Genomic DNA, 18,023 nt, shown 5'->3' with positions numbered 1-18,023 from the left:
AAAAAGCTCGCGGGCATGGCCCGCTCCTACATGGGTGGGCTGACAGGTCCTCTGGGTGGTCAATATACGTCGCGGCGGTAGCGGCCTTCCGTCAGCATGCTTTCCACTGTCGCATCGCCCAGGACCTGTCGCAGCACGCCGTCCACGCCAGGCGCCATGCCGGCGAGGCTGCCACAGACGTAGACCGAGGCGCCTGCTTCGACCCATTCGCGCAAAGGATCGGCGGCGGCTAGCAGCTTTTGCTGCACGTAGACGGGTTCGGCCTGGTCGCGCGAGAACGCTAGGTCCAGGCGCTCGATATAGCCCCGATTTCGCCATTCCAGTATTTCATCGCCATAGAAGAAATCGCGATCGGAGTTGCGTTCGCCGAACAGCAGCCAGTTGCGCTGCGAACCGGCCGCGATGCGCTGCTTCAGATGCGCACGCAGCCCGGCGATGCCGGTGCCGTTGCCGATCAGGATCATCGGTTTGGCCGAGGCAGGCGCGTGGAAGTTGGGGTTGCTGCGGAGGCGCAATGCGATCTCGCCGCCGACGGGCGCGTAGTCGCACAGCCAGCCGCTGCCGATCCCGGGAGTGCCATCGGGACGCAGCAACCGGCGCAGAAGGATCTGCAGACTGCCATCGCCGGGCAGCGAGGCAATGGAGTATTCGCGGTGCGGCAACGGCTTCAGATCCTCGGCAATGGTCTGCGCGTCCTTGCCGCGGATTTCGTCGATGTCGGGCAGGTGCGAGCGGGCCAGCAGTTCGGCGAGCGTCTGCGACCTTCCGTCGATCACGACGGGCGCATCGGCGACAAGCCCGGCCTGATCCAGCAGAGCCGCAACCGTTTTGGAGGAGTGCTGCGGGCCTATCTCGGCGATGTCGCCGGCGACCCACGCGGGATTCGACTCCGTAGGCGGAGCGATCGCCAAGTGGAAGGCACCGCCGCCGACGCTGCCCGGATTGAGTTCGCGGCGTTCGAGCAGTTTCCATCGCTCGTAACTCGGCTGAGTCCAATCGGGAAGATCGGTTACGCCGCCCAGCTGGCCAAGATGATGCTGCCAATGGCGCAGTGCGCTTTCATCGGCATTGTCGACTTCGACGATATCGAAGAGAGGCTGCGCGCCGTGCTGCCGAAGCCAGCGATCCAACTGGTGTCCGAAGCCGCAGAAATGTTCGTATTCACGGTCGCCCAAGGCCAGCACTGCGTAGCGCAGATTCTCCAATGCCGCGGGCTGCGCCATCGCGCCACGCACGAAAGCCAATGCCTGATCGGGCGGGTCGCCTTCGCCGGTGGTGCTGGCGACAAAAAGCACGCGTCCGGCGTTGGCCAGCATGGCGCTGTCGACTTCGCCGATGGCCCGGAGTTTCACCGAAACTCCCGAGCTGCGCAGGTTCTCCGCGCTGCGTTCGGCCAGCTGCTGCGCGAAGCCGGTCTGGCTGGCATACACGACCAATACCGGCGAATCTCCGCTGGTGGCGCTGGAAGTATCGTCGCTGATCTTGCGAGTCCGAGACTGCCAGAGCAGTCCGGCACAGAACAGCGAATAAGCGCACAACGCAATCGCCGCGCCGATCCAGCGATCCGCGCGCGGCATTGCGGGCCACCAGTCGCCGCTCTGCAGCATGAAGAATCCGGCGGCGATCAGCGCCAGCAGCGCCAGCGATGCCGCATTTCCCCAGAACGCGCGCGAAGGCGAGGCCATGCCGCCGCTCACGCGGAAAGCCTCGTGCGGAAGGCATCGGTCGTGCTTTCGATCAATTCATGGTCGCTGCCGCGCACGACAAATCTTGCCGCGATGCTTCGTTGCTGCGCGAACCGGTAGCCGGCTTCGGCTCCCATCACCGTCAGCGCCGTCGCCCACGCGTCGGCGTGCATGGCATCGTCGGCGACGACGGTGACTGCCGCCGCGGCGGTTTCGACCGGCCTGCCGGTGCGCGGGTCCAGCGTGTGCGAATAGCGCGTTCCATTCTGTTCGAATGCGTGCCAGTGGTCGCCCGAGGTCGCCACCGCAATGCCGTCGAGCGCGATCACGCACGCCGCTTCTTCATCGGGCTCGGCGTCGGGCGCTGCTTCCACCAGTACTTGCCACTGTCCGCCGTCGGGCTTGCGGCCGTAGCCGTACAGTTCGCCGCCGACTTCGATCAACGCCGCCGCGATACCGGTATCGCGCAAATGCCGGGCGACCAGATCCACGCCGTAGCCCTTGGCGATGGCGGAGAGATCAAGTCGAACTCCGCCAGGCTGCAGTGCGCTCATGTCCTGCGGACGCAGAGAGACGCGCTGCCAGCCCAGGCCGGCCTGCGCCGACGCCAGCTCGCTTTCGTCGGGGACGCCGTAGCCGCCCTCCGCAGGGCCGAACCCCCATGCTTCCACCAGCGCTCCGATAGTTGGGTCGTAAGCGCCGTCGCTGTCACGCGCCGTTTCCATTGCGCAGGCGAGCACCGCGAAGAACTCCGGCGGCAGTCGTTGCCAGATGCCCGCAGCGGCCCGATTGAAGCGGCTGATGTCAGAACCTTCTTCCCAGGTGCTCATCTGCGCAACCACGCAATCCAGCCGCGTCTGTATTCCTGCGTGTATCGCATGCAGATCCGCGCGCGGCGATGCCACCAGCTTCACGCACCACGACGTGCCCATGGTTTGGCCATGCAACGTGTGGAGGGAAGCCGATGTTCGCGGGTAGTTTGCGGGGGCGATGGTCATCGAAAATCGCCGCCGCGCATCCTGCCTTTTTATCGGCAAGGCGAGGGCGGCGGTCTTTTTCCGGGATTACTGCGGCAGCACTTCCAGGGTGGCCACATAACTCAGGCGACGTTGCTTGGCCTGGGGCAGGGAGGTCTTGGTGTCTTCCGATGCGGTTTCCAGCCAGTACATACCCGCTTCCGGCCAGGTCACGCTGAACTCGCCGTTGGCGTCGGTCTTGACCTTGATCTCTTCCTGCGCATTCCGGTAACGGGTGCCGCCGCGCACGATCTCCAATTCCAAACCCGCTGCAGGCTTGCCGTCGATCTGCAGCTTGAACTTCGCCGCTTCGCCGGCAAACAAATCGTTGGGATGCGTCACCGGTACCAGCTCGATGCCTTCGCCGGTCGGCTTCAGCGCGGTGTCGTTGGGCGAACCGTTGGTGACGAAGGTTTCCACGCGGCCCACCGATTGTGTGACCTTCAGGTCCTTGGCGTCTTTCGGCACTTCACTGGCGAATTTTTCGGCAGTACCGCGCCAGCGCTTGGGTTTGCCGCCTTCGTCCCAGCTTGCGGACAGGCCGCTGTTGACCATCGCGATGCGATAGGTGCCTTGCTGCTTCAGCTGCACGTCGAACACGCTGCGGTATTGGCCGGTCGCCCCGTTCTGCGCATCGACCTTGCTGCCATCGGGCGCGGTGATGGCCAGGCGTTCCAGCGGCAGCGGCACGTGGTTGAAATAGAACAGGTCGTTGGAAACCGCGGCGTCCACAGTGACCCAGGGATCGGCACCGGCCAGTACGGTTTCGGAGGGCTGCAGCCAAGCCTTGTGCGCCATGGCGGTGAAGGGCATGACGGCAAGCGAAACAACCAGTGCGAGTGCGGTGCGTTTCATCGATGACTCCAACGTGGGAATGGGAACGTATTAGTGGAAGCAGGCGGAAATGCTTCCGTATCAGGGCTTGACGGCCAAAGTCACCGCACCGATCTCGCTGCTGCCCTGCGCCTTGCCGGATTGCGGCGCTTTGGCTGGCCAGGTGAAGGGAATCTTGACCAGTTCGCGGCCACCGACTTCGCGCGCGGCTTCCACCACCAGGGTGTAGTTGCCCGGCGCGAGCTTGGCCAGGGCAGGCTGCTTGTCGGTGAATTTCAATGCGTGTTTGCCTACGGGCCGGGTCGGTCCGGTCACGCCGTCCACCGGCACTTTCAAGCTGCGGCCGGACTTGCGCCACCACTGGCGCAGGTCGGGCAGCCACTTGGTGCCGTGGCCTTCCTTGGTGTCCTTCATCTGGTACCAGACGGACAGGTCGGCGGCGACTTTCTGGTCGGCGCCTTCCAGCCAGATCGCGACGTACGGGCGGTGATATTCGGCCACGTTCAATTGCGGTATTTCGACGCTGAGATTGAGTTCCGCGGCATAGGCCGGAAGCGCCAGCAAACCGCTCAGGGCGATGGTCAGCTTGGTGGTGACGTTGATCTTGGACATAGGATCGCTCGATGGGAAATCAGTGGATGAAGAGCAAGGCGAGCAGCAGCGGCACGATCAGCCCCAGGCCGACATACGGCCAGGTCATGCGCCGCTGTTTGGCGTGCATCTGCAGCAGGAACAAACCGGTGATGCAGAACACCAGGCAAGCGACGGCGAAGATATCCAGGAACCAGCTCCAAGCCGGTCCTGCGTTGCGGCCCTTGTGCAAATCGTTGAAATAGGAGATCCAGCCGCGTTCGGTGCGTTCGAACTCAACCGCGCCGCTCGTACGATCGATGCTGAGCCAGGCGTCCGCGCCGGGCGTCGGCAGGGACAGGTAGATTTCCTCTTCCGACCATTCCGCCTCGCGCGCGCCGATGGAAACTCCGAAGCGATCGCCCAACCAATCCGCAGCCGATTCCGGCAGCGGGGCGTTTCCTTCAGCGCGATCGCCCAGGCCCGACATCAGGGCAACGGGCAGCTGTGCGGTACGGTTGACGACCTGCGGTTTCGATTCGATCTTCGAGGCGTGGTTGAGGGTGATGCCGGTTGCGGCGAACAACAGCATCCCGATCAGGCACACCGCCGAGCTGATCCAGTGCCACTGGTGCAGCGTGCGCAGCCAGAAGCCGCGTCGCTGCTGGCTGCTGGAGATATCCGTAGAAGGAGCGCTGCGCGACAAGCGATGGTTCCGGCGGGTGGGAAGCAACCGCTATTACAACACAGATGAGAATCACTCTCAATTGATATAAGCGCTCTCCCGCCCGCGCCTCAGACCTCGCTCCATTGCCGCAGGAGGTTGTGGTAGACCCCGGTCAGCTGCACCAGGGCCGGGTGGTCGGGCAGTTCCTGGGTCAGCCGACGTATCGACACGTCCAGGTCGAACATCAGCCGGCGTTGCCCGTCGTCGCGGACCATGCTCTGGATCCAGAAGAACGAAGCGACCCGTGCGCCGCGCGTCACCGGAGTGACCTTGTGCAGGCTGGTACCCGGATACAGCACCAGATGGCCAGCGGGCAATTTGATGCTCTGTATGCCGTAGGTGTCTTCGATGATGAGTTCGCCGCCGTCGTAGTCCTCGGGCGCGGAAAGAAAAAGCGTAGCCGACAGATCGGTGCGTACCGCTTCAGGTGCGCCGCGGCTGCGGTCGTAGCGTACGGCGTTGTCCACGTGGAAACCGAACGATTGCCCGCTCGCATAACGGTTGAACAGCGGCGGGTAGACCCGCTTCGGCAGGGCGGCGGAGAAGAATGTGCTGTTGCGCGACAGTGCTTCGAGCACGGCCGAACCCAGTTCGCGCGCCACAACCGAATCTTCCGGCAACTGGGCGTTGTCCTTGGCCTTGGCCGACTGGTAGCCGGCGGTGATGCGGCCATCGGCCCAGTCGGCGGAATCCAGCCGCGCGCGGAAGGCCGCCACCTGTTCGGCATTGAGCACGTCGGGAATGTTCAGCAGCATCGGCAGTCGCCTCGACCATCAAAAAAGCCCCGCCCATTGTGCATGGGCGGGGCCGTGGTGTGTTGCATCAACCGCCGGTCAGAACTTGAAGGTGGCCGTCAGCACCGCCGAACGGCCTTCGCCGGGAATCGCCCAGCCGTTGCCGGCAGTGACGACGCCGCTGGAGTTAACGGTCAAGTTGTTTCGGATGCTGGTGTAGTACTCTTCGTCGAAAAGATTGTTGAGGTTGAGCTGTAGGGCGACGTTTGCGTTGACCCGGTAACCAACCATAGCGCGATGCACCCAGTACGCATCGGTCTTGCGATATACGGCCTCGGAGTTATTGTTGGGGTAGAACGCACCTTGATAGGTGGCGCCATATCCGAATGTCCAGTCGCCCAGCTCATAAGCAGTCCACAAGCCCGCCGAGTGCTTCGGCGTTTGGGTCAGCATCTTGCCCCTGACGGGATCGCTGGTAGCTTCGTCGGCCGCATTCTGCAGCACTTCGCTGTCGAGGAAGGTGTAGTTCGCGAAAATTGACCACTCACGGGTGATGTTTCCGGCAGCGCCCAACGCCAGACCGTCCACGCGCGCTTTCCCGTCAAGAACCTGCTCCGGCAGCAATGGGTCGGCGCTGGCTACTTTGTAGTTCTTGCGTTCGTTGCGGAACAGGGCCGCCGTCAACGCCAGACGGTTTTCGATGATGTCCCATTTGCTGCCGAGCTCGATGTTGACAGCCGTTTCCGGATCGACGTTGCAGGTCGTGGCGCTGCACGAAGCATTGACGGAGGATTTCGAAGGGGTTTTGGAGTTGGAATAGGAGAGGTAAACGCTGGCGTTGTCCACGGGCTTGTAGACGAGACCGGCACGATAGGAAAACAGGTCGTCTTCGTTGCGGAAAGGGTTGTCGGCAGCGACGCCGGTGACTGTGCCGGCGCTAGATACGGTGTAGTTTGTGGTGCTGCCTTCATTGTGCTCGTAGCGCGCACCCAGGTTCAGCATCCACTGCTCGCTGAACTTGAGGGTGTCGAACAGGTACACCGCCTGGTTGTTCACACTGCCCTTGCTGCGGCTGGTTCGGACGTAGTGGGTGGGGCCGGTCCAGATGTTGTAGGGATTGTCGAGGTTCTGCAGCGGATAGGCCGTATTGTCGTTGGGAAGCGCACTACCGTCGGCATTTCGGAAGGCGTTCCCGCCATCCAACTCGAAATCTTCCTTGCTGAAGGAGACGCCCGCGACTAGGTGATGTTCGACGGAACCGGTGTTGAAGATCGCAGTGAGGTCGGTTTGGCTGTGAGCTATGAAATTTTCGGTGTCGCGCACATTGCCGCGCGGGCCACCAGTAGGCGACCAGGTTCCCGCGGGTTGCCCGTTTGCGCAGGCTTGCCCGGTGAATGGATCGGTGCCGTCGAAAAGGCACCAAGAACCTTGAAGAGCCGTTACATTCAGAGATTGTTCGACGCGCTGCAAACGGCCCAGACTGCGAAGGGTCAGCTTGTCGCTCAGGTCCATCTCGAACACGCCGGTAAGCATGTCTACTTCGATTTCCTGGCGCGAAGTATTCCTGTAGCCGAAGTAGGTTTCCCTGTCCACGCCAGGAAGCGGGCCATCATTGAATGGGCCGAGCGAATACGGGACTCCGTATTGCGGCATGTTGTCGTCTTCTTGGTGCAGGTAGCTGAGGGTGAAGCGTGTATCCGATCCGAGGCCAAAGGCGATAGACGGCGCGAAACCCCAGCGGTGCTTGAACTCTTCGTCACGGCCAGGTACATCCTGGATGTGGCCCATAGCGTTCAGGCGTACTGCAACGCCGTTGTCCAGATCGAAATTGCTGTCGGCGGTGACACGGCCGTAGCCGTCCGTGCCGGCACCCAGCGTAAAGACGTTCGAATCGCCCAGCTGGGCAGCCTTGCTGACCAAGTTGATGTTGCCTCCAACCGAACCGGCGCCGGAGTACACCGAGTTGGCGCCGTTCACCAGCTCGATCGATTCCAGGTTGAAGTTGTCGGTGCGGCTGTATTGCGCACTGTCGCGCACGCCGTCGGTGGTGATGTCGCTGTTGGCGGTGAAGCCGCGCAGGTTGATGCTGTCGCCGTAGCCGCCGCCGCCTTCGCCCGCGCCGAAGGTGATGCCGGGCAGGGTGCTGAGCACGTCGCGCAGGCCGATCAGGCCCTGCTGGTCCATCGTCGCCTTGTTGACCACGGTGATGGTCTGGGGAGTATCGAGAAGCGCCTCGGTGTATTTCGGCGAAGAGGGTTTGTCGATCTTGCTTCCCTGGACCTCGACGGCATCCAGCTGCGTGGCGGTCTTGTCGGGCGCCAGATCGGCGAGGGCCGGGGCGGAAATCACCAGCAACAGGGCGGCAGAAAGGGGGGAGAGGCGCAGCGTGGGGTTCATTCTCGGCTCAATGTAGTGGGGCTTTGCCCCGGTCAAGCGACAATGTTAATGAGAATGATTCGCGCTTACAACTATTTCTTCACAATTGGATGCTTTGCTGGCCCCTCAATCGCGGTCGTCGCGGGTCCAGAGGGCGTCATGCTCCTGCTTGACCGGGAACTTGGGCACGCCCGTGTAGGCCGGCGCGCACAGCGGCATGCCGTTGCGGACGTCGAAGCGCGCACCATGAAGCACGCACTCGATGGTGGCTTCCTCCGGATCGAAGCTGCCCGCCGAAAGTTCGAAATCCTCGTGGCTGCACTTGTCCTCGAGCGCGTAATACTCGCCGTCGTAGTTGAACACCACGATCGGCACCGAGGTCACTTCGTCCCAGGCGGTCTTCATTTCACCCGGAAGCAGCTCGCTGACGGCGCAGACGAAGGTCCAGGTCTCGCTCACGCTCCTTCTCCGCCGAAAACCTTCTCTAGTATTTCGAAGCGCAGGTCGTCGCGTTTGGGAATGCCAAAACGCTCGTCGCCGTAAGGGAAGGGCTTGGTGATGCCGGTGCGGCGGTAGCCGCGGCGCTCGTAGAAGGCTATCAGCTCATCGCGGATATCGATCACGGTCATGCGCATCGCCGGCAGCCGCCACTCGTCGCGCGCGATGCGTTCGGTCTCGGCCAGCAGCAACTTGCCCACGCCACCGCCCTGCAGGCCGGGCTGGACCGAGAACATGCCGAAGTAGCCGGCGCCGTTTTCCTCGGCCACATGCGCGCAGGCCAGCAATTGCGCTTCGCGCTCGGCGATGATGATCAGGCTGCGCTCGCGTTCGATGTCCTTGCGCAGCACGGTGGGGTCGATGCGCTGCCCATCCAGCATGTCGGCTTCGGTGGTCCAGCCCTGCTTGCTGGCGTCGCCCCGGTAGGCGGAAGTCACCAGTACGACCAGGGCGTCTATGTCCGCGAGCGTCGCGGGGCGGAAGGTAAATTCGGTCATGGCGGAATTTTATCCGCTTTCCGATACGGCGTAGGAGCGGTCAGGCCAGCAGGCTGCGTGCTTTCTTCAGCGCGGCCACAAACCGCTCGATCTCATCGTGCGTGTTGTAGAACGCCAGCGAGGCGCGGCAAGTGGCGGCCACGCCCAGGGATTGCAGCAGGGGATGCGCGCAATGCTGGCCGGAACGGATGGCGACGCCTTCCAGGTCCAGCAGGGTGGCCAGGTCGTGCGCGTGCGCGCCTTCGATCAGGAACGAGATCACCGCAGCCTTGCCTGGCGCACGCCCGAAGATGCGCAGGCCGTCGACCTTCAGCAGCTCCTCGGTCGCGTGGGCGAGCAATTCGCCTTCCCGCGCCTCGATATGCGCCATGCCGACCGATTGCAGGTAGTCCACTGCGGCGCCCAGGCCGATGAAGCCGGCGATGTTGGGCGTGCCGGCCTCGAACTTGTGCGGGGCATCGTTGAACACGGTGCCTTCGAAGCTGACTTCGCGGATCATTTCGCCGCCGCCGATGAACGGAGGCATCGTTTGCAGATGCTCGCGCCTGGCCCACAGAGCGCCGGTGCCGGTGGGGCCGCACATCTTGTGGCCGGTGATGGCGTAGAAATCGCAACCGATCGCGGCCACGTCCAGGGTGCGGTGGGGGGCGGCCTGGGAGCCGTCGATGACGGTCACGATGCCGCGCTTGCGGGCCTCGCGGCAGATTTCGCGAACCGGGTTCACCGTGCCCAGCACATTGGAGACGTGCGCCAGCGCCAGCAGTTTCACGTCGGCGGTCATCGCCGCATACAGTGCCGGCAAATCCAGACTTCCGTCCGCGGTCAATTCGGCGACCTTGATGCTGGCGCCGGTCCGTTCGGCGACGAGTTGCCACGGCACGATGTTGGCGTGATGTTCCATGCGCGACACCAGAATGGTGTCTCCGGCCTTCAGCCGCGGCAACGCCCATGAATAAGCCACCAGGTTGATCGCGAAGGTGGTTCCGCTGCACAGCACCAGCTCGTCGGGGCGCACGTTGAGGAAGCGCGCCAGTTTGCCGCGCGCGCCTTCGTAGGCGTCGGTCGCTTCGGTGCCCAGGGTATGCACGGCCCGGCTGACGTTGGCGTTGTGGCGGCGATAGAAATCGTCCACTGTCTCTATGACCGAAGCCGGTTTCTGGCCGGTGTTGGCGCTGTCCAGGTAGATCAGCGGTTTGCCATGGACTTCGCGCGCGAGCAGCGGGAAGTCGGAGCGGATACCTTCCCAATCGGGGAGAGAGGCCGTTGCCGTAGCGGTATGCGGGGCGTTCATGGCTCAGGCCACTCCAGCGGTGGTCAAGGCGTGGTCCAGCTGCGCGGTCAGCAGCGCCGCGACCGTAGCATCGGAGATCTGCATCAGTGGTTCGCGGCAGAACGCGGCGGTGAGCAGCTGTTGCGCCAGATCTTCCGGCAGGCCGCGCGAACGCAGATAGAACAGGGCGTTGGCATCCAGGCGACCCACCGTGGCGCCGTGTGCGGCCTTGACTTCATCGGCGTGGATTTCCAGCACCGGCTGGGTATCTATTTCCGCGCCTTCGGACAACAGCAGGTTCTTGTTGGAAAGCATGGCGTCGCTGCCGTCGGCGCCTTCGCGGATCAATATGCCGCCATGGAAAACGGCGCGGCCTCGGCCGGCGCCCAAACCGCGCCAGGTCAGCTCGCAGGACGTGTCGCGGGCGATGTGCTCGATGCCCAGGCGCGTGTCGACATGGCGTTTGCCGCCCGCCAGCAGTACGCCATTGGCGGTCAGCCGCGCATTGTCGCCTTCCAGGCGCACGTTGAGCTCGTGACGGGAAAGCGCGGCGCCCAGTTCGAGGTCGGTGCGCCGGTATTGGGTGTCGCGGCCGAGCACGGCATCGGTACGCAGGAACGAAGTGGCGCGCTCGCTCTCGTGCTGGATGCGTGCGTGGTCGAGTGCGGCGCCGCGCGCCAGATGCACGTGGGTCAGCGAATTGGCGAAATGCGCGTGCGCGCCGCTGGCCAGGTGGTGTTCGACCAGCGATAGCTTCGCCTCTTCGCGCAGCTCGATCAGATTGCGCAGGTGCCAGGCGCGGTCGGTGCCGTCGTCGGCGCCGATGAAGACCAGATGCAAGGGCTTTGCGGTGTCGACGCCGGCCTCGGCGCGGAGCAACACGCCTTCGCTGGCCAATGCGGCATTGAGGCGCGCGAAGATCTCGTCGTGGCGTTCAAAGCGGCGGGCCAGGAACCGGGCGGTATCGGTGCCCGCGGCGAGTACTTCGGACAGCAGTTGCAGACTGACGCCGTGGGGCAGGCCGTCGGTCGCCGACAGGACCGGCGAGTACAGGCCGTTGACGAAGGCGATGCGTGGCGACGGTATGCCAGCCAGCAATTCGATGTCGATTTCCGGCGCCGACTCCACCATGGCGAAACCGCGCCGCTCCAATGCGCGCAGCGAGGTGTACTTCCACGCCTCGCTGCGGGGGCCGGGCAGGCCGTCGCGCAGGATTTCGTCAAGCACGGCGCGACGGGATTCGTCGCCGTTGAAGCCGCTTGCGAGAGAATCAAGGAGCGCAGTCATGATTGCACACGAAAAGAAGAAATCGTCATTCCCGCGAAGGCGGGAACCCAGTGCCTTCGCTTTGTGCTCTTGTCGCTTGAAGGAGCCAAAGTCGCTGGGTTCCCGCCTTCGCGGGAATGACGATTTTGGGTATGGATGAAAGTGGCAACGGTCACGCTGCCTTCTCCGGTGTAACCCGATCCTTCAGCCACGCATAACCATGCGCTTCCAGTTCCAGCGCCAGTTCCGGTCCGCCGCTTTCGACGATACGGCCATCGGACAGTACGTGGACCACGTCCGGCTTGATGTAGTCGAGCAGCCGCTGGTAGTGGGTGATGACCAGGAAGGCGCGATCCGGCGAGCGCAGCGCGTTGACGCCCTCGGCGACGTTCTTCAGCGCGTCGATGTCCAGGCCGCTGTCGGTTTCGTCCAGGATCGCCAGTTTCGGCTCCAAAACGGCCAGCTGGAAGATCTCGTTGCGCTTCTTCTCGCCGCCGCTGAAGCCTTCGTTGACGCCGCGGTGCAGCAGTTCGTCCTTCAGGTGCAGCACGGCCAGTTTCTCGCGCACCAGCTTGAGGAACTGCATCGAATCCAGCTCGCTTTCGCCACGGGCCTTGCGTTGGGCGTTGAGCGCGGCGCGCAGGAAGTAGGTGTTGTTGACGCCGGGAATCTCGACCGGGTACTGGAAGGCCAGGAACACGCCCGCGGCGGCGCGTTGTTCCGGCGCCAGATCCAGCAGGTCGTTTCCTTGGTAGGTCACCGAGCCTTCGGTGACTTCATAGCCTTCGCGCCCGGCCAGGATATTGCCCAGCGTGGACTTGCCTGCGCCGTTGGGTCCCATCAGCGCGTGCACTTGGCCGGGCTTCACTTCCAGCGAGAGGCCCTTGAGGATTTCCTTGCCGGCGACGCGGGCATGGAGGTTTTCGATTTTCAGCATTTCGGTTTCCAGGGTTCTTGTTCTTTGTAGGAGCGTCTCCTGGGCGCGAGCTTTTGATCTTCGAGCAAGAGCTCGCGCCCAGGAGGCGCTCCTACAGGGTTATCCGACGGAGCCTTCCAGGCTGACTTCAAGCAGCTTCTTGGCCTCTACCGCAAACTCCATCGGCAGTTCGCGGAACACCTGCTTGCAGAAGCCATCCACGATCAGCGAAACCGCGTCTTCCTGGCTGATGCCGCGTGCACGGCAATAGAACATCTGGTCGTCGGAGATCTTGGAAGTGGTCGCTTCGTGTTCGACGATGGCGTCGGGGTGCTTCACTTCGATGTAGGGGAAGGTGTGGGCGCCGCACTTCTTGCCGATCAGCAGGCTGTCGCACTGGGTGTAGTTGCGCGCGCCGGCGGCGGATTTCTCCACCTTGACCAGGCCGCGGTAGCTGTTCTGTCCGCGGCCGGCGCTGATGCCCTTGCTGACGATCTTCGACTTGGTGTTTTTGCCGATGTGGATCATCTTGGTGCCGGTGTCGGCCTGCTGGCGGTGATGGGTGAGGGCGACGGAATGGAATTCGCCGGTCGAGTCGTCTCCCAGCAGCACGCAGCTGGGGTATTTCCAGGTGATGGCCGAACCGGTTTCCACCTGCGTCCAGCTGACCTTGCTGCGCGCGCCGCGGCATTCTGCGCGCTTGGTGACGAAGTTGTAGATGCCGCCCTTGCCGTTCTCGTCGCCGGGGTACCAGTTCTGCACGGTGGAGTATTTGATCTCCGCATCTTCCAGCGCCACCAGTTCCACCACCGCGGCGTGCAGCTGGTTCTCATCGCGCATGGGCGCGGTGCAGCCTTCCAGGTAGGACACGTACGATTTGTCCTCGGCGATGATCAGGGTGCGCTCGAACTGGCCGGTGTGGCCGGAGTTGATGCGGAAGTAGGTGCTCAGTTCCATCGGGCAGCGCACGCCCTTGGGGATGAACACGAAGCTGCCGTCGGAGAACACCGCGGCGTTGAGTGCTGCGAAGTAGTTGTCGCCGGTCGGCACTACGCTGCCCAGGTACTGTTTCACCAGTTCCGGATGTTCGCGCACCGCTTCGCTCATGGAGCAGAAGATGATGCCCTTCTCGGCCAGTTCCTTGCGGAAGGTGGTGCCGACGGAGACCGAATCGAATACCGCATCCACCGCCACGCCCGCCAGCTTGGCGCGCTCGTGCAGCGGCACGCCCAGTTTGTCGTAGGTGTCCAGCAGTTCCTGCGGCACTTCGTCCAGCGAGGCGTATTTGGCCTTGGGCGCGGAGTAGTAACTGACCGACTGCAGATCGATCGGGGCGATATTCAACTTCGCCCAATGCGGCACCGGCATGGTCAGCCAGTGGCGGTAGGCGGCCAGCCGCCAATCGGTCATCCACTGCGGCTCCTGTTTCTTCGCCGACAAGGCACGCACTACGTCTTCACTGAGCCCGGGTTCGAAACTGTCGGACTCGATATCGGTGATGAAGCCGGCGTCGTAGCGACGGCCCAGTTGTTCGACGATTTCGGCGTTCTTGGCCGGGATCGACATGGTCGGGATTGCTTCGGTGGCCACGGGGCTGCCTACATATTTAGCTGGTGGCGACGTGCACGGCGATGGAGCGTCGCGTAGCGTCGGTGGAAGAGGAAGAGAGCGGTTTCAGCATCTGCGCCAGGGTCACGCCGCGCAGGGCGTCGGCGACCACGTCGTTGATCAACCGCCAGTTGGCGCGCACGCCGCACTGGTGGGCGATGCCGCAATGGCTGTCGTGCTGGCTGCATTCGGTCATCGCCAGCGGTCCTTCCATGGCCTCGACGATCTCGATCAGGGTGATTTCGGCGGCATCGCGGCTGAGGCGGTAGCCACCGTGTACGCCACGCAAGCTGGTAACCAGCCCGGCCTGGGCCAGGGGCTTGAGCAGCTTGCTGACGGTAGGGGCTTCCAGGCCGGCGGTTTCGGCCAGATCGGCCGCGCTCAGCACGTCATCCGGACGTGCGGCGAGCACGGTCAGTACGACGGTGGCGTAATCGGTGAGCTTGGTGACGCGGAGCATGGCGAGGACGGATTCCAAAAGCGTACCGAAATTGTACGCTTTATGGTCCGCCCGGCCAAGCCGGGGTTGTTCAGGGAAGCGAAGCGGTCTTGGCGGCCTGTGCGTCGGGCTTGGCGCTTTCGGCCGGAGCCGCGGGCAACACCAGCTGAAAGTAGGGCGGCGGGGGTTGCTGGCCAGGCGGCAGATAGGCCGGCGCGGCCTGCCCGGCCTGACCTAGAGAAGCGATGAAGCGGTACAGGGCGCGACGGTCTTGTTCGGACAGCTCACGGACCGTGAAGTCGGGCATGGGCGGACGGGTGTGGAAGGTGCCGCTGTAAACCAGCCATTGGGCCTCGCTCATCTTCGACAGGCTCAGGCGCAAATTGCTGGCGTAGGTGGTGCCCCAAGGGCCCATGAACCCCTGGTTCGAGCCGGTCAGCCATTGCTCCTTCGGCAATTTGCCGCCGCTGGGCGCATAGCCGGGCGTGTGGCAGTCGTTGCATCCACCCACCTTCACCAGGTATTCGCCCTTGGCCAGCAGATCGACTGCGGGCTCGGCGACGCTCTTGGGGGCGGCGGCGGGCTGGCAAGCCGTCAGCAAGGGAAAAAGGAAAACCAATAGGGAAATACCGGCTCGCATGATGCGTGACTCTGTTCGGGGAATGCCATCAGAACGCAGCGACCGGCCCGCACAGGACAACCTCCCCGCGCCCATGCATGGCGATCAAGCGCCGCGCAGGCGACAATGGGTGCAACCCACGTTGGAACTACCCATGCCCCGCAAGATCGAAGCCCGCCAGTCCGACATCCATGGCAACGGCGTTTTCGCCATCGCCAATATCAAGAAGGGCGAACAAGTCGTCGAATACAAAGGCAAGCGCCGCACCCATGCCGAAGTGGACAAGGACGATACCGGCGACGTCGAATCCGGCCATACCTTCCTTTTCACGCTCAACGACGACTACGTCATCGACGCCAACCACAAGGGCAACAAGGCGCGCTGGATCAACCACAGCTGCGACCCCAACTGCGAGGCGGTGATCGACGAGCACGAAGGCAAGAACCGCAAGAAGGACCGCGTGCTGATCGAGGCGATCCGCAACATCAAGCCGGGCGAAGAGCTGACCTACAACTACGGCATCACCCTGGACGAGCCGCATACCGCGCGCCTGAAAAAGATCTGGGAATGCAAGTGCGGGTCGAAGAAATGCACGGGGACAATGCTGCAACCGAAGGGCAAGGCCAAGGCTGCCGGCAAATAAACGCAATGGACACAAGTACGATGTTGTAACGCGCCGATTGCGACACTATGGCGGTCACCCCCACACCTCCAGGAGTCGATACATGGGTTCCCCGATAGAAAGCAAGGTCGCTGTTGTCACCGGCGCGGCCAGCGGCATAGGCAAGGAAATCGCGCATACGCTGGCCAGGGCCGGCGCCAAGATCGCCATCGCCGACCTCAATCTGGCCGGCGCGCAGGCCGTCGCCGACGAGATCATCCTGGCCGGCGGTACGGCGATGGGCGTGGCGATGGACGTCACCGACGAGGCCGCGGTCAACGCAGGCATCGCCCATGCGGTCGAACAGCTGGGCCCGGTGGACATCCTGATTTCCAACGCCGGCATCCAGATCATCAATGCGATCGAGGATTACGCCTACTCCGATTGGAAGAAGATGCTGGCCATCCACCTGGACGGCGCCTTCCTGACCACCAAGGCAGTTTTACCGCACATGTACAAAGATGACCGCGGTGGCGTGGTGATCTACATGGGCTCAGTGCACTCGCACGAAGCCTCGCCGCTGAAGTCGGCTTACGTCACCGCCAAGCATGGGCTGCTGGGGCTGGCGCGGGTGCTGGCGAAGGAAGGCGGCAAGCACGGCGTGCGCGCCAACGTGGTCTGCCCCGGTTTCGTGCGCACCCCATTAGTGGAGAAACAAATTCCCGAGCAGGCCAAGACCCTGGGCATCAGCGAAGAAGACGTGGTCAAGAAGGTGATGCTGGGCCAGACCGTCGACGGCATCTTCACCACGGTGGAGGATGTGGCGCAGACGGTGAAGTTCCTGTGCGAATTCCCCAGCAATGCGCTGACCGGGCAGAGTGTGGTGGTCAGCCACGGCTGGTACATGCAGTGAGCCGGGAAGTCTCCGCTCTGTTTTTCAGACAATAAAGCTTTATGGATCTCCGTTCGTGGTGAGCCTGTCGAACCACGCTTTTCGAGCGGAAAATCAGTTGTCGTGAACTGAAGGATCTCGCCAAGAGCGTGGTTCGACAAGCTCACCACGAACGGGATCTTCGACAAGCTCACCACGAACGGGATATTGGAGTACGGGTATGGCAACTCGAGGTGCGAAGACTGCGACCAGACGGGTAGCCGGGGAGCCGCAGAAAGCGAATATCAAGCCCGCGGCAGCGCGCGTGCGCGGTAAGAAAACAGGCGCTGCTCCGCCGCAGAACGTCGCCCTGGTCCTGCAGGGCGGCGGTGCGCTGGGCGCCTATCAGGTGGGCGTTTACCAGGGCCTGCATGAAGCGGGAATCGTGCCGAACTGGATCGCCGGCATCTCCATTGGCGCCTTCAACACCGCATTGATCGCCGGCAATCCGCCGGAGCGGCGCATGGATGCGTTGCGCGAATTCTGGGAGACCATTTCCCAGCCATACCTGCTGCCGGCAACGACACTGGGGCAGGAAGCGCGCTTCGTGGAAATCGATGAGGATTCGCGAGCTTGGCTGGATGCCTGGGAAGCTTGGCGCGCGATGGTGGAGGGTCAGCGTGGTTTCTACCAGCCGCGCAGCTGGTTCGGCGAGGATCCCTTTACCGCGCCCGGTCCCACCCGCGCCAGCTTCTATACGACGCAGCCGATGGTGGAGACGTTGGAGCGCATGGTGGATTTCGACCGGCTCAACGATGGCGGCATCCGGGTCTCGGTAGGCGCGGTGGACGTGGCCAGCGGCAACCTGGAATATTTCGACAACGCGCACATGCGCCTGGACGCGCGGCACATCCTGGCCTCGGGCGCGCTGCCGCCGGCTTTTCCTGCGGTCGAGATAGACGGGCGGTATTTCTGGGACGGCGGGCTGGTTTCCAACACGCCGCTGTCGCAGGTGTTCGATTCGGAACCGCGCCGCGATTCCCTGATTTTCCAGGTGGATCTGTGGAACGCGCGCGGCGAGTTGCCGCAGAACCTGCTGGACGTGGCCGAGCGCGAGAAGGAGATCCAGTATTCCAGCCGTACCCGCACCATCACCGACATGCAGCGCGTCGGCCAGCATTACCGGCGGCTGCTGCGCGAACTGCTGGAAGAAATCCCCGCCGAAGTGCGCAAGAACAATCCATGGTGCCAGCGCGCCGAGCAATTGGCCTGCAACCGCCGCTACAGCCTCATCCACCTCATCTACCGCGACCGCGCGCGCTTCGGCCATTTCAAGGACTACCAGTTCGGCCGGGTGGCCATGCGCGAGCATTGGCAATCCGGACTGGCCGACATCGGCCGCGCGCTCGCGCATCCCGAATGGCTGGAGCTGCCCAAGGGCGAGAACGCCTTCGTCACTCACGACGCCACGGCCTGACCCTCTTCTCCTGCGTGAT

General features: G+C 63.3%; 18 protein-coding genes. 3 read left to right on the top strand and 15 right to left on the bottom strand.

The window, feature by feature from the left end; genetic code table 11:
- Nucleotides 1-59: 59 nt before the first annotated feature.
- The 15 genes from BLR66_RS07015 to BLR66_RS06945 all read right to left on the bottom strand — a co-directional run bounded on the left by BLR66_RS07015 (nucleotide 60) and on the right by BLR66_RS06945 (nucleotide 15,076).
- On the bottom strand, nucleotides 60-1,697 hold the full coding sequence (locus BLR66_RS07015) for a flavodoxin domain-containing protein (protein ID WP_255402327.1): 1,638 nt from the start codon (nucleotides 1,695-1,697) through the stop codon (nucleotides 60-62).
- A complete protein-coding gene (locus BLR66_RS07010; RefSeq protein WP_176943784.1) occupies nucleotides 1,694-2,683 on the bottom strand; it encodes an FAD:protein FMN transferase in 990 nt (329 codons plus the stop codon). Before BLR66_RS07010 ends, BLR66_RS07015 begins: the two co-directional genes overlap by 4 nt.
- Nucleotides 2,684-2,749: 66 nt before the next feature.
- Nucleotides 2,750-3,556 (bottom strand): DUF4198 domain-containing protein, encoded by an 807-nt coding sequence (locus BLR66_RS07005; protein ID WP_093282080.1) that lies wholly within the window; start codon nucleotides 3,554-3,556, stop codon nucleotides 2,750-2,752.
- A 60-nt stretch (nucleotides 3,557-3,616) separates the two neighbouring features.
- On the bottom strand, nucleotides 3,617-4,147 hold the full coding sequence (locus BLR66_RS07000) for a DUF2271 domain-containing protein (RefSeq protein ID WP_093282075.1): 531 nt from the start codon (nucleotides 4,145-4,147) through the stop codon (nucleotides 3,617-3,619).
- Between the two features lie 19 nt (nucleotides 4,148-4,166).
- Nucleotides 4,167-4,811 (bottom strand): PepSY-associated TM helix domain-containing protein, encoded by a 645-nt coding sequence (locus tag BLR66_RS06995; protein WP_093282070.1) that lies wholly within the window; start codon nucleotides 4,809-4,811, stop codon nucleotides 4,167-4,169.
- A gap of 89 nt (nucleotides 4,812-4,900) precedes the next feature.
- Nucleotides 4,901-5,587: a Fe2+-dependent dioxygenase gene (locus BLR66_RS06990; RefSeq protein ID WP_093282067.1), complete on the bottom strand. Its 687-nt coding sequence runs from the start codon at nucleotides 5,585-5,587 to the stop codon at nucleotides 4,901-4,903.
- A 78-nt stretch (nucleotides 5,588-5,665) separates the two neighbouring features.
- Nucleotides 5,666-7,963, bottom strand: a complete 2,298-nt coding sequence (locus BLR66_RS06985) for a TonB-dependent receptor (protein ID WP_093282062.1) — start codon at nucleotides 7,961-7,963, stop codon at nucleotides 5,666-5,668.
- Between the two features lie 105 nt (nucleotides 7,964-8,068).
- Nucleotides 8,069-8,401 (bottom strand): non-heme iron oxygenase ferredoxin subunit, encoded by a 333-nt coding sequence (locus BLR66_RS06980; RefSeq protein WP_093282058.1) that lies wholly within the window; start codon nucleotides 8,399-8,401, stop codon nucleotides 8,069-8,071.
- On the bottom strand, nucleotides 8,398-8,937 hold the full coding sequence (locus tag BLR66_RS06975) for a GNAT family N-acetyltransferase (RefSeq protein WP_093282053.1): 540 nt from the start codon (nucleotides 8,935-8,937) through the stop codon (nucleotides 8,398-8,400). The genes BLR66_RS06980 and BLR66_RS06975 overlap by 4 nt, the downstream gene beginning before the upstream one ends.
- Nucleotides 8,938-8,977: 40 nt before the next feature.
- Nucleotides 8,978-10,228 (bottom strand): cysteine desulfurase, encoded by a 1,251-nt coding sequence (locus BLR66_RS06970; protein WP_093282048.1) that lies wholly within the window; start codon nucleotides 10,226-10,228, stop codon nucleotides 8,978-8,980.
- Between the two features lie 3 nt (nucleotides 10,229-10,231).
- Complete coding sequence (sufD, locus tag BLR66_RS06965; RefSeq protein ID WP_093282045.1) at nucleotides 10,232-11,494, bottom strand: Fe-S cluster assembly protein SufD; 1,263 nt, start codon at nucleotides 11,492-11,494, stop codon at nucleotides 10,232-10,234.
- Between the two features lie 151 nt (nucleotides 11,495-11,645).
- Nucleotides 11,646-12,410 (bottom strand): Fe-S cluster assembly ATPase SufC, encoded by a 765-nt coding sequence (gene sufC, locus BLR66_RS06960; RefSeq protein ID WP_093282040.1) that lies wholly within the window; start codon nucleotides 12,408-12,410, stop codon nucleotides 11,646-11,648.
- Nucleotides 12,411-12,509: 99 nt separating this feature from the next.
- Nucleotides 12,510-13,955, bottom strand: a complete 1,446-nt coding sequence (gene sufB / locus BLR66_RS06955) for a Fe-S cluster assembly protein SufB (RefSeq protein ID WP_093282036.1) — start codon at nucleotides 13,953-13,955, stop codon at nucleotides 12,510-12,512.
- Between the two features lie 40 nt (nucleotides 13,956-13,995).
- The gene (locus BLR66_RS06950) at nucleotides 13,996-14,457 is read right to left on the bottom strand and encodes an SUF system Fe-S cluster assembly regulator (RefSeq protein ID WP_093282031.1); all 462 of its coding nucleotides are present in this window, start codon (nucleotides 14,455-14,457) and stop codon (nucleotides 13,996-13,998) included.
- A 70-nt stretch (nucleotides 14,458-14,527) separates the two neighbouring features.
- Entirely contained in the window at nucleotides 14,528-15,076 is a 549-nt protein-coding gene (locus BLR66_RS06945; RefSeq protein WP_093282028.1) for a c-type cytochrome, read from the bottom strand.
- A gap of 133 nt (nucleotides 15,077-15,209) precedes the next feature.
- Here BLR66_RS06945 and BLR66_RS06940 point away from each other — a divergent pair, with 133 nt between their 5' ends.
- From BLR66_RS06940 to BLR66_RS06930, 3 genes are all read left to right on the top strand, one after another.
- Nucleotides 15,210-15,698, top strand: coding sequence for an SET domain-containing protein (locus BLR66_RS06940; protein WP_093282023.1), 489 nt, complete (start codon nucleotides 15,210-15,212; stop codon nucleotides 15,696-15,698).
- An 82-nt stretch (nucleotides 15,699-15,780) separates the two neighbouring features.
- Nucleotides 15,781-16,569, top strand: coding sequence for a 3-hydroxybutyrate dehydrogenase (locus tag BLR66_RS06935; protein ID WP_093282018.1), 789 nt, complete (start codon nucleotides 15,781-15,783; stop codon nucleotides 16,567-16,569).
- A 283-nt stretch (nucleotides 16,570-16,852) separates the two neighbouring features.
- Nucleotides 16,853-18,004 carry a DUF3734 domain-containing protein gene (locus BLR66_RS06930; RefSeq protein WP_255402326.1) on the top strand — a complete coding sequence of 384 codons (1,152 nt, stop codon included), beginning with the start codon at nucleotides 16,853-16,855 and terminating at the stop codon, nucleotides 18,002-18,004.
- Nucleotides 18,005-18,023 lie beyond the last annotated feature (19 nt).

The sequence above is a fragment of the Pseudoxanthomonas sp. CF125 genome (genome assembly GCF_900104085.1).
Classification (GTDB): domain Bacteria; phylum Pseudomonadota; class Gammaproteobacteria; order Xanthomonadales; family Xanthomonadaceae; genus Pseudoxanthomonas_A.
Note: the sequence above shows the minus strand (reverse complement) of the source record. Positions and strands in the feature narration are given on the sequence as shown.

What these genes read in the sequence shown, in the direction of transcription:
- BLR66_RS07010 (WP_176943784.1), bottom strand. Translation starts at nt 2,683, where the DNA reads ATGACCATCGCCCCCGCAAACTACCCGCGAACATCGGCTTCCCTCCAC.
- BLR66_RS07005 (WP_093282080.1), bottom strand. Translation starts at nt 3,556, where the DNA reads ATGAAACGCACCGCACTCGCACTGGTTGTTTCGCTTGCCGTCATGCCC.
- BLR66_RS07000 (WP_093282075.1), bottom strand. Translation starts at nt 4,147, where the DNA reads ATGTCCAAGATCAACGTCACCACCAAGCTGACCATCGCCCTGAGCGGT.
- BLR66_RS06990 (WP_093282067.1), bottom strand. Translation starts at nt 5,587, where the DNA reads ATGCTGCTGAACATTCCCGACGTGCTCAATGCCGAACAGGTGGCGGCC.
- BLR66_RS06985 (WP_093282062.1), bottom strand. Translation starts at nt 7,963, where the DNA reads ATGAACCCCACGCTGCGCCTCTCCCCCCTTTCTGCCGCCCTGTTGCTG.
- BLR66_RS06975 (WP_093282053.1), bottom strand. Translation starts at nt 8,937, where the DNA reads ATGACCGAATTTACCTTCCGCCCCGCGACGCTCGCGGACATAGACGCC.
- BLR66_RS06970 (WP_093282048.1), bottom strand. Translation starts at nt 10,228, where the DNA reads ATGAACGCCCCGCATACCGCTACGGCAACGGCCTCTCTCCCCGATTGG.
- sufD (WP_093282045.1), bottom strand. Translation starts at nt 11,494, where the DNA reads ATGACTGCGCTCCTTGATTCTCTCGCAAGCGGCTTCAACGGCGACGAA.
- sufC (WP_093282040.1), bottom strand. Translation starts at nt 12,410, where the DNA reads ATGCTGAAAATCGAAAACCTCCATGCCCGCGTCGCCGGCAAGGAAATC.
- sufB (WP_093282036.1), bottom strand. Translation starts at nt 13,955, where the DNA reads ATGTCGATCCCGGCCAAGAACGCCGAAATCGTCGAACAACTGGGCCGT.
- BLR66_RS06950 (WP_093282031.1), bottom strand. Translation starts at nt 14,457, where the DNA reads ATGCTCCGCGTCACCAAGCTCACCGATTACGCCACCGTCGTACTGACC.
- BLR66_RS06945 (WP_093282028.1), bottom strand. Translation starts at nt 15,076, where the DNA reads ATGCGAGCCGGTATTTCCCTATTGGTTTTCCTTTTTCCCTTGCTGACG.
- BLR66_RS06940 (WP_093282023.1), top strand. Translation starts at nt 15,210, where the DNA reads ATGCCCCGCAAGATCGAAGCCCGCCAGTCCGACATCCATGGCAACGGC.
- BLR66_RS06935 (WP_093282018.1), top strand. Translation starts at nt 15,781, where the DNA reads ATGGGTTCCCCGATAGAAAGCAAGGTCGCTGTTGTCACCGGCGCGGCC.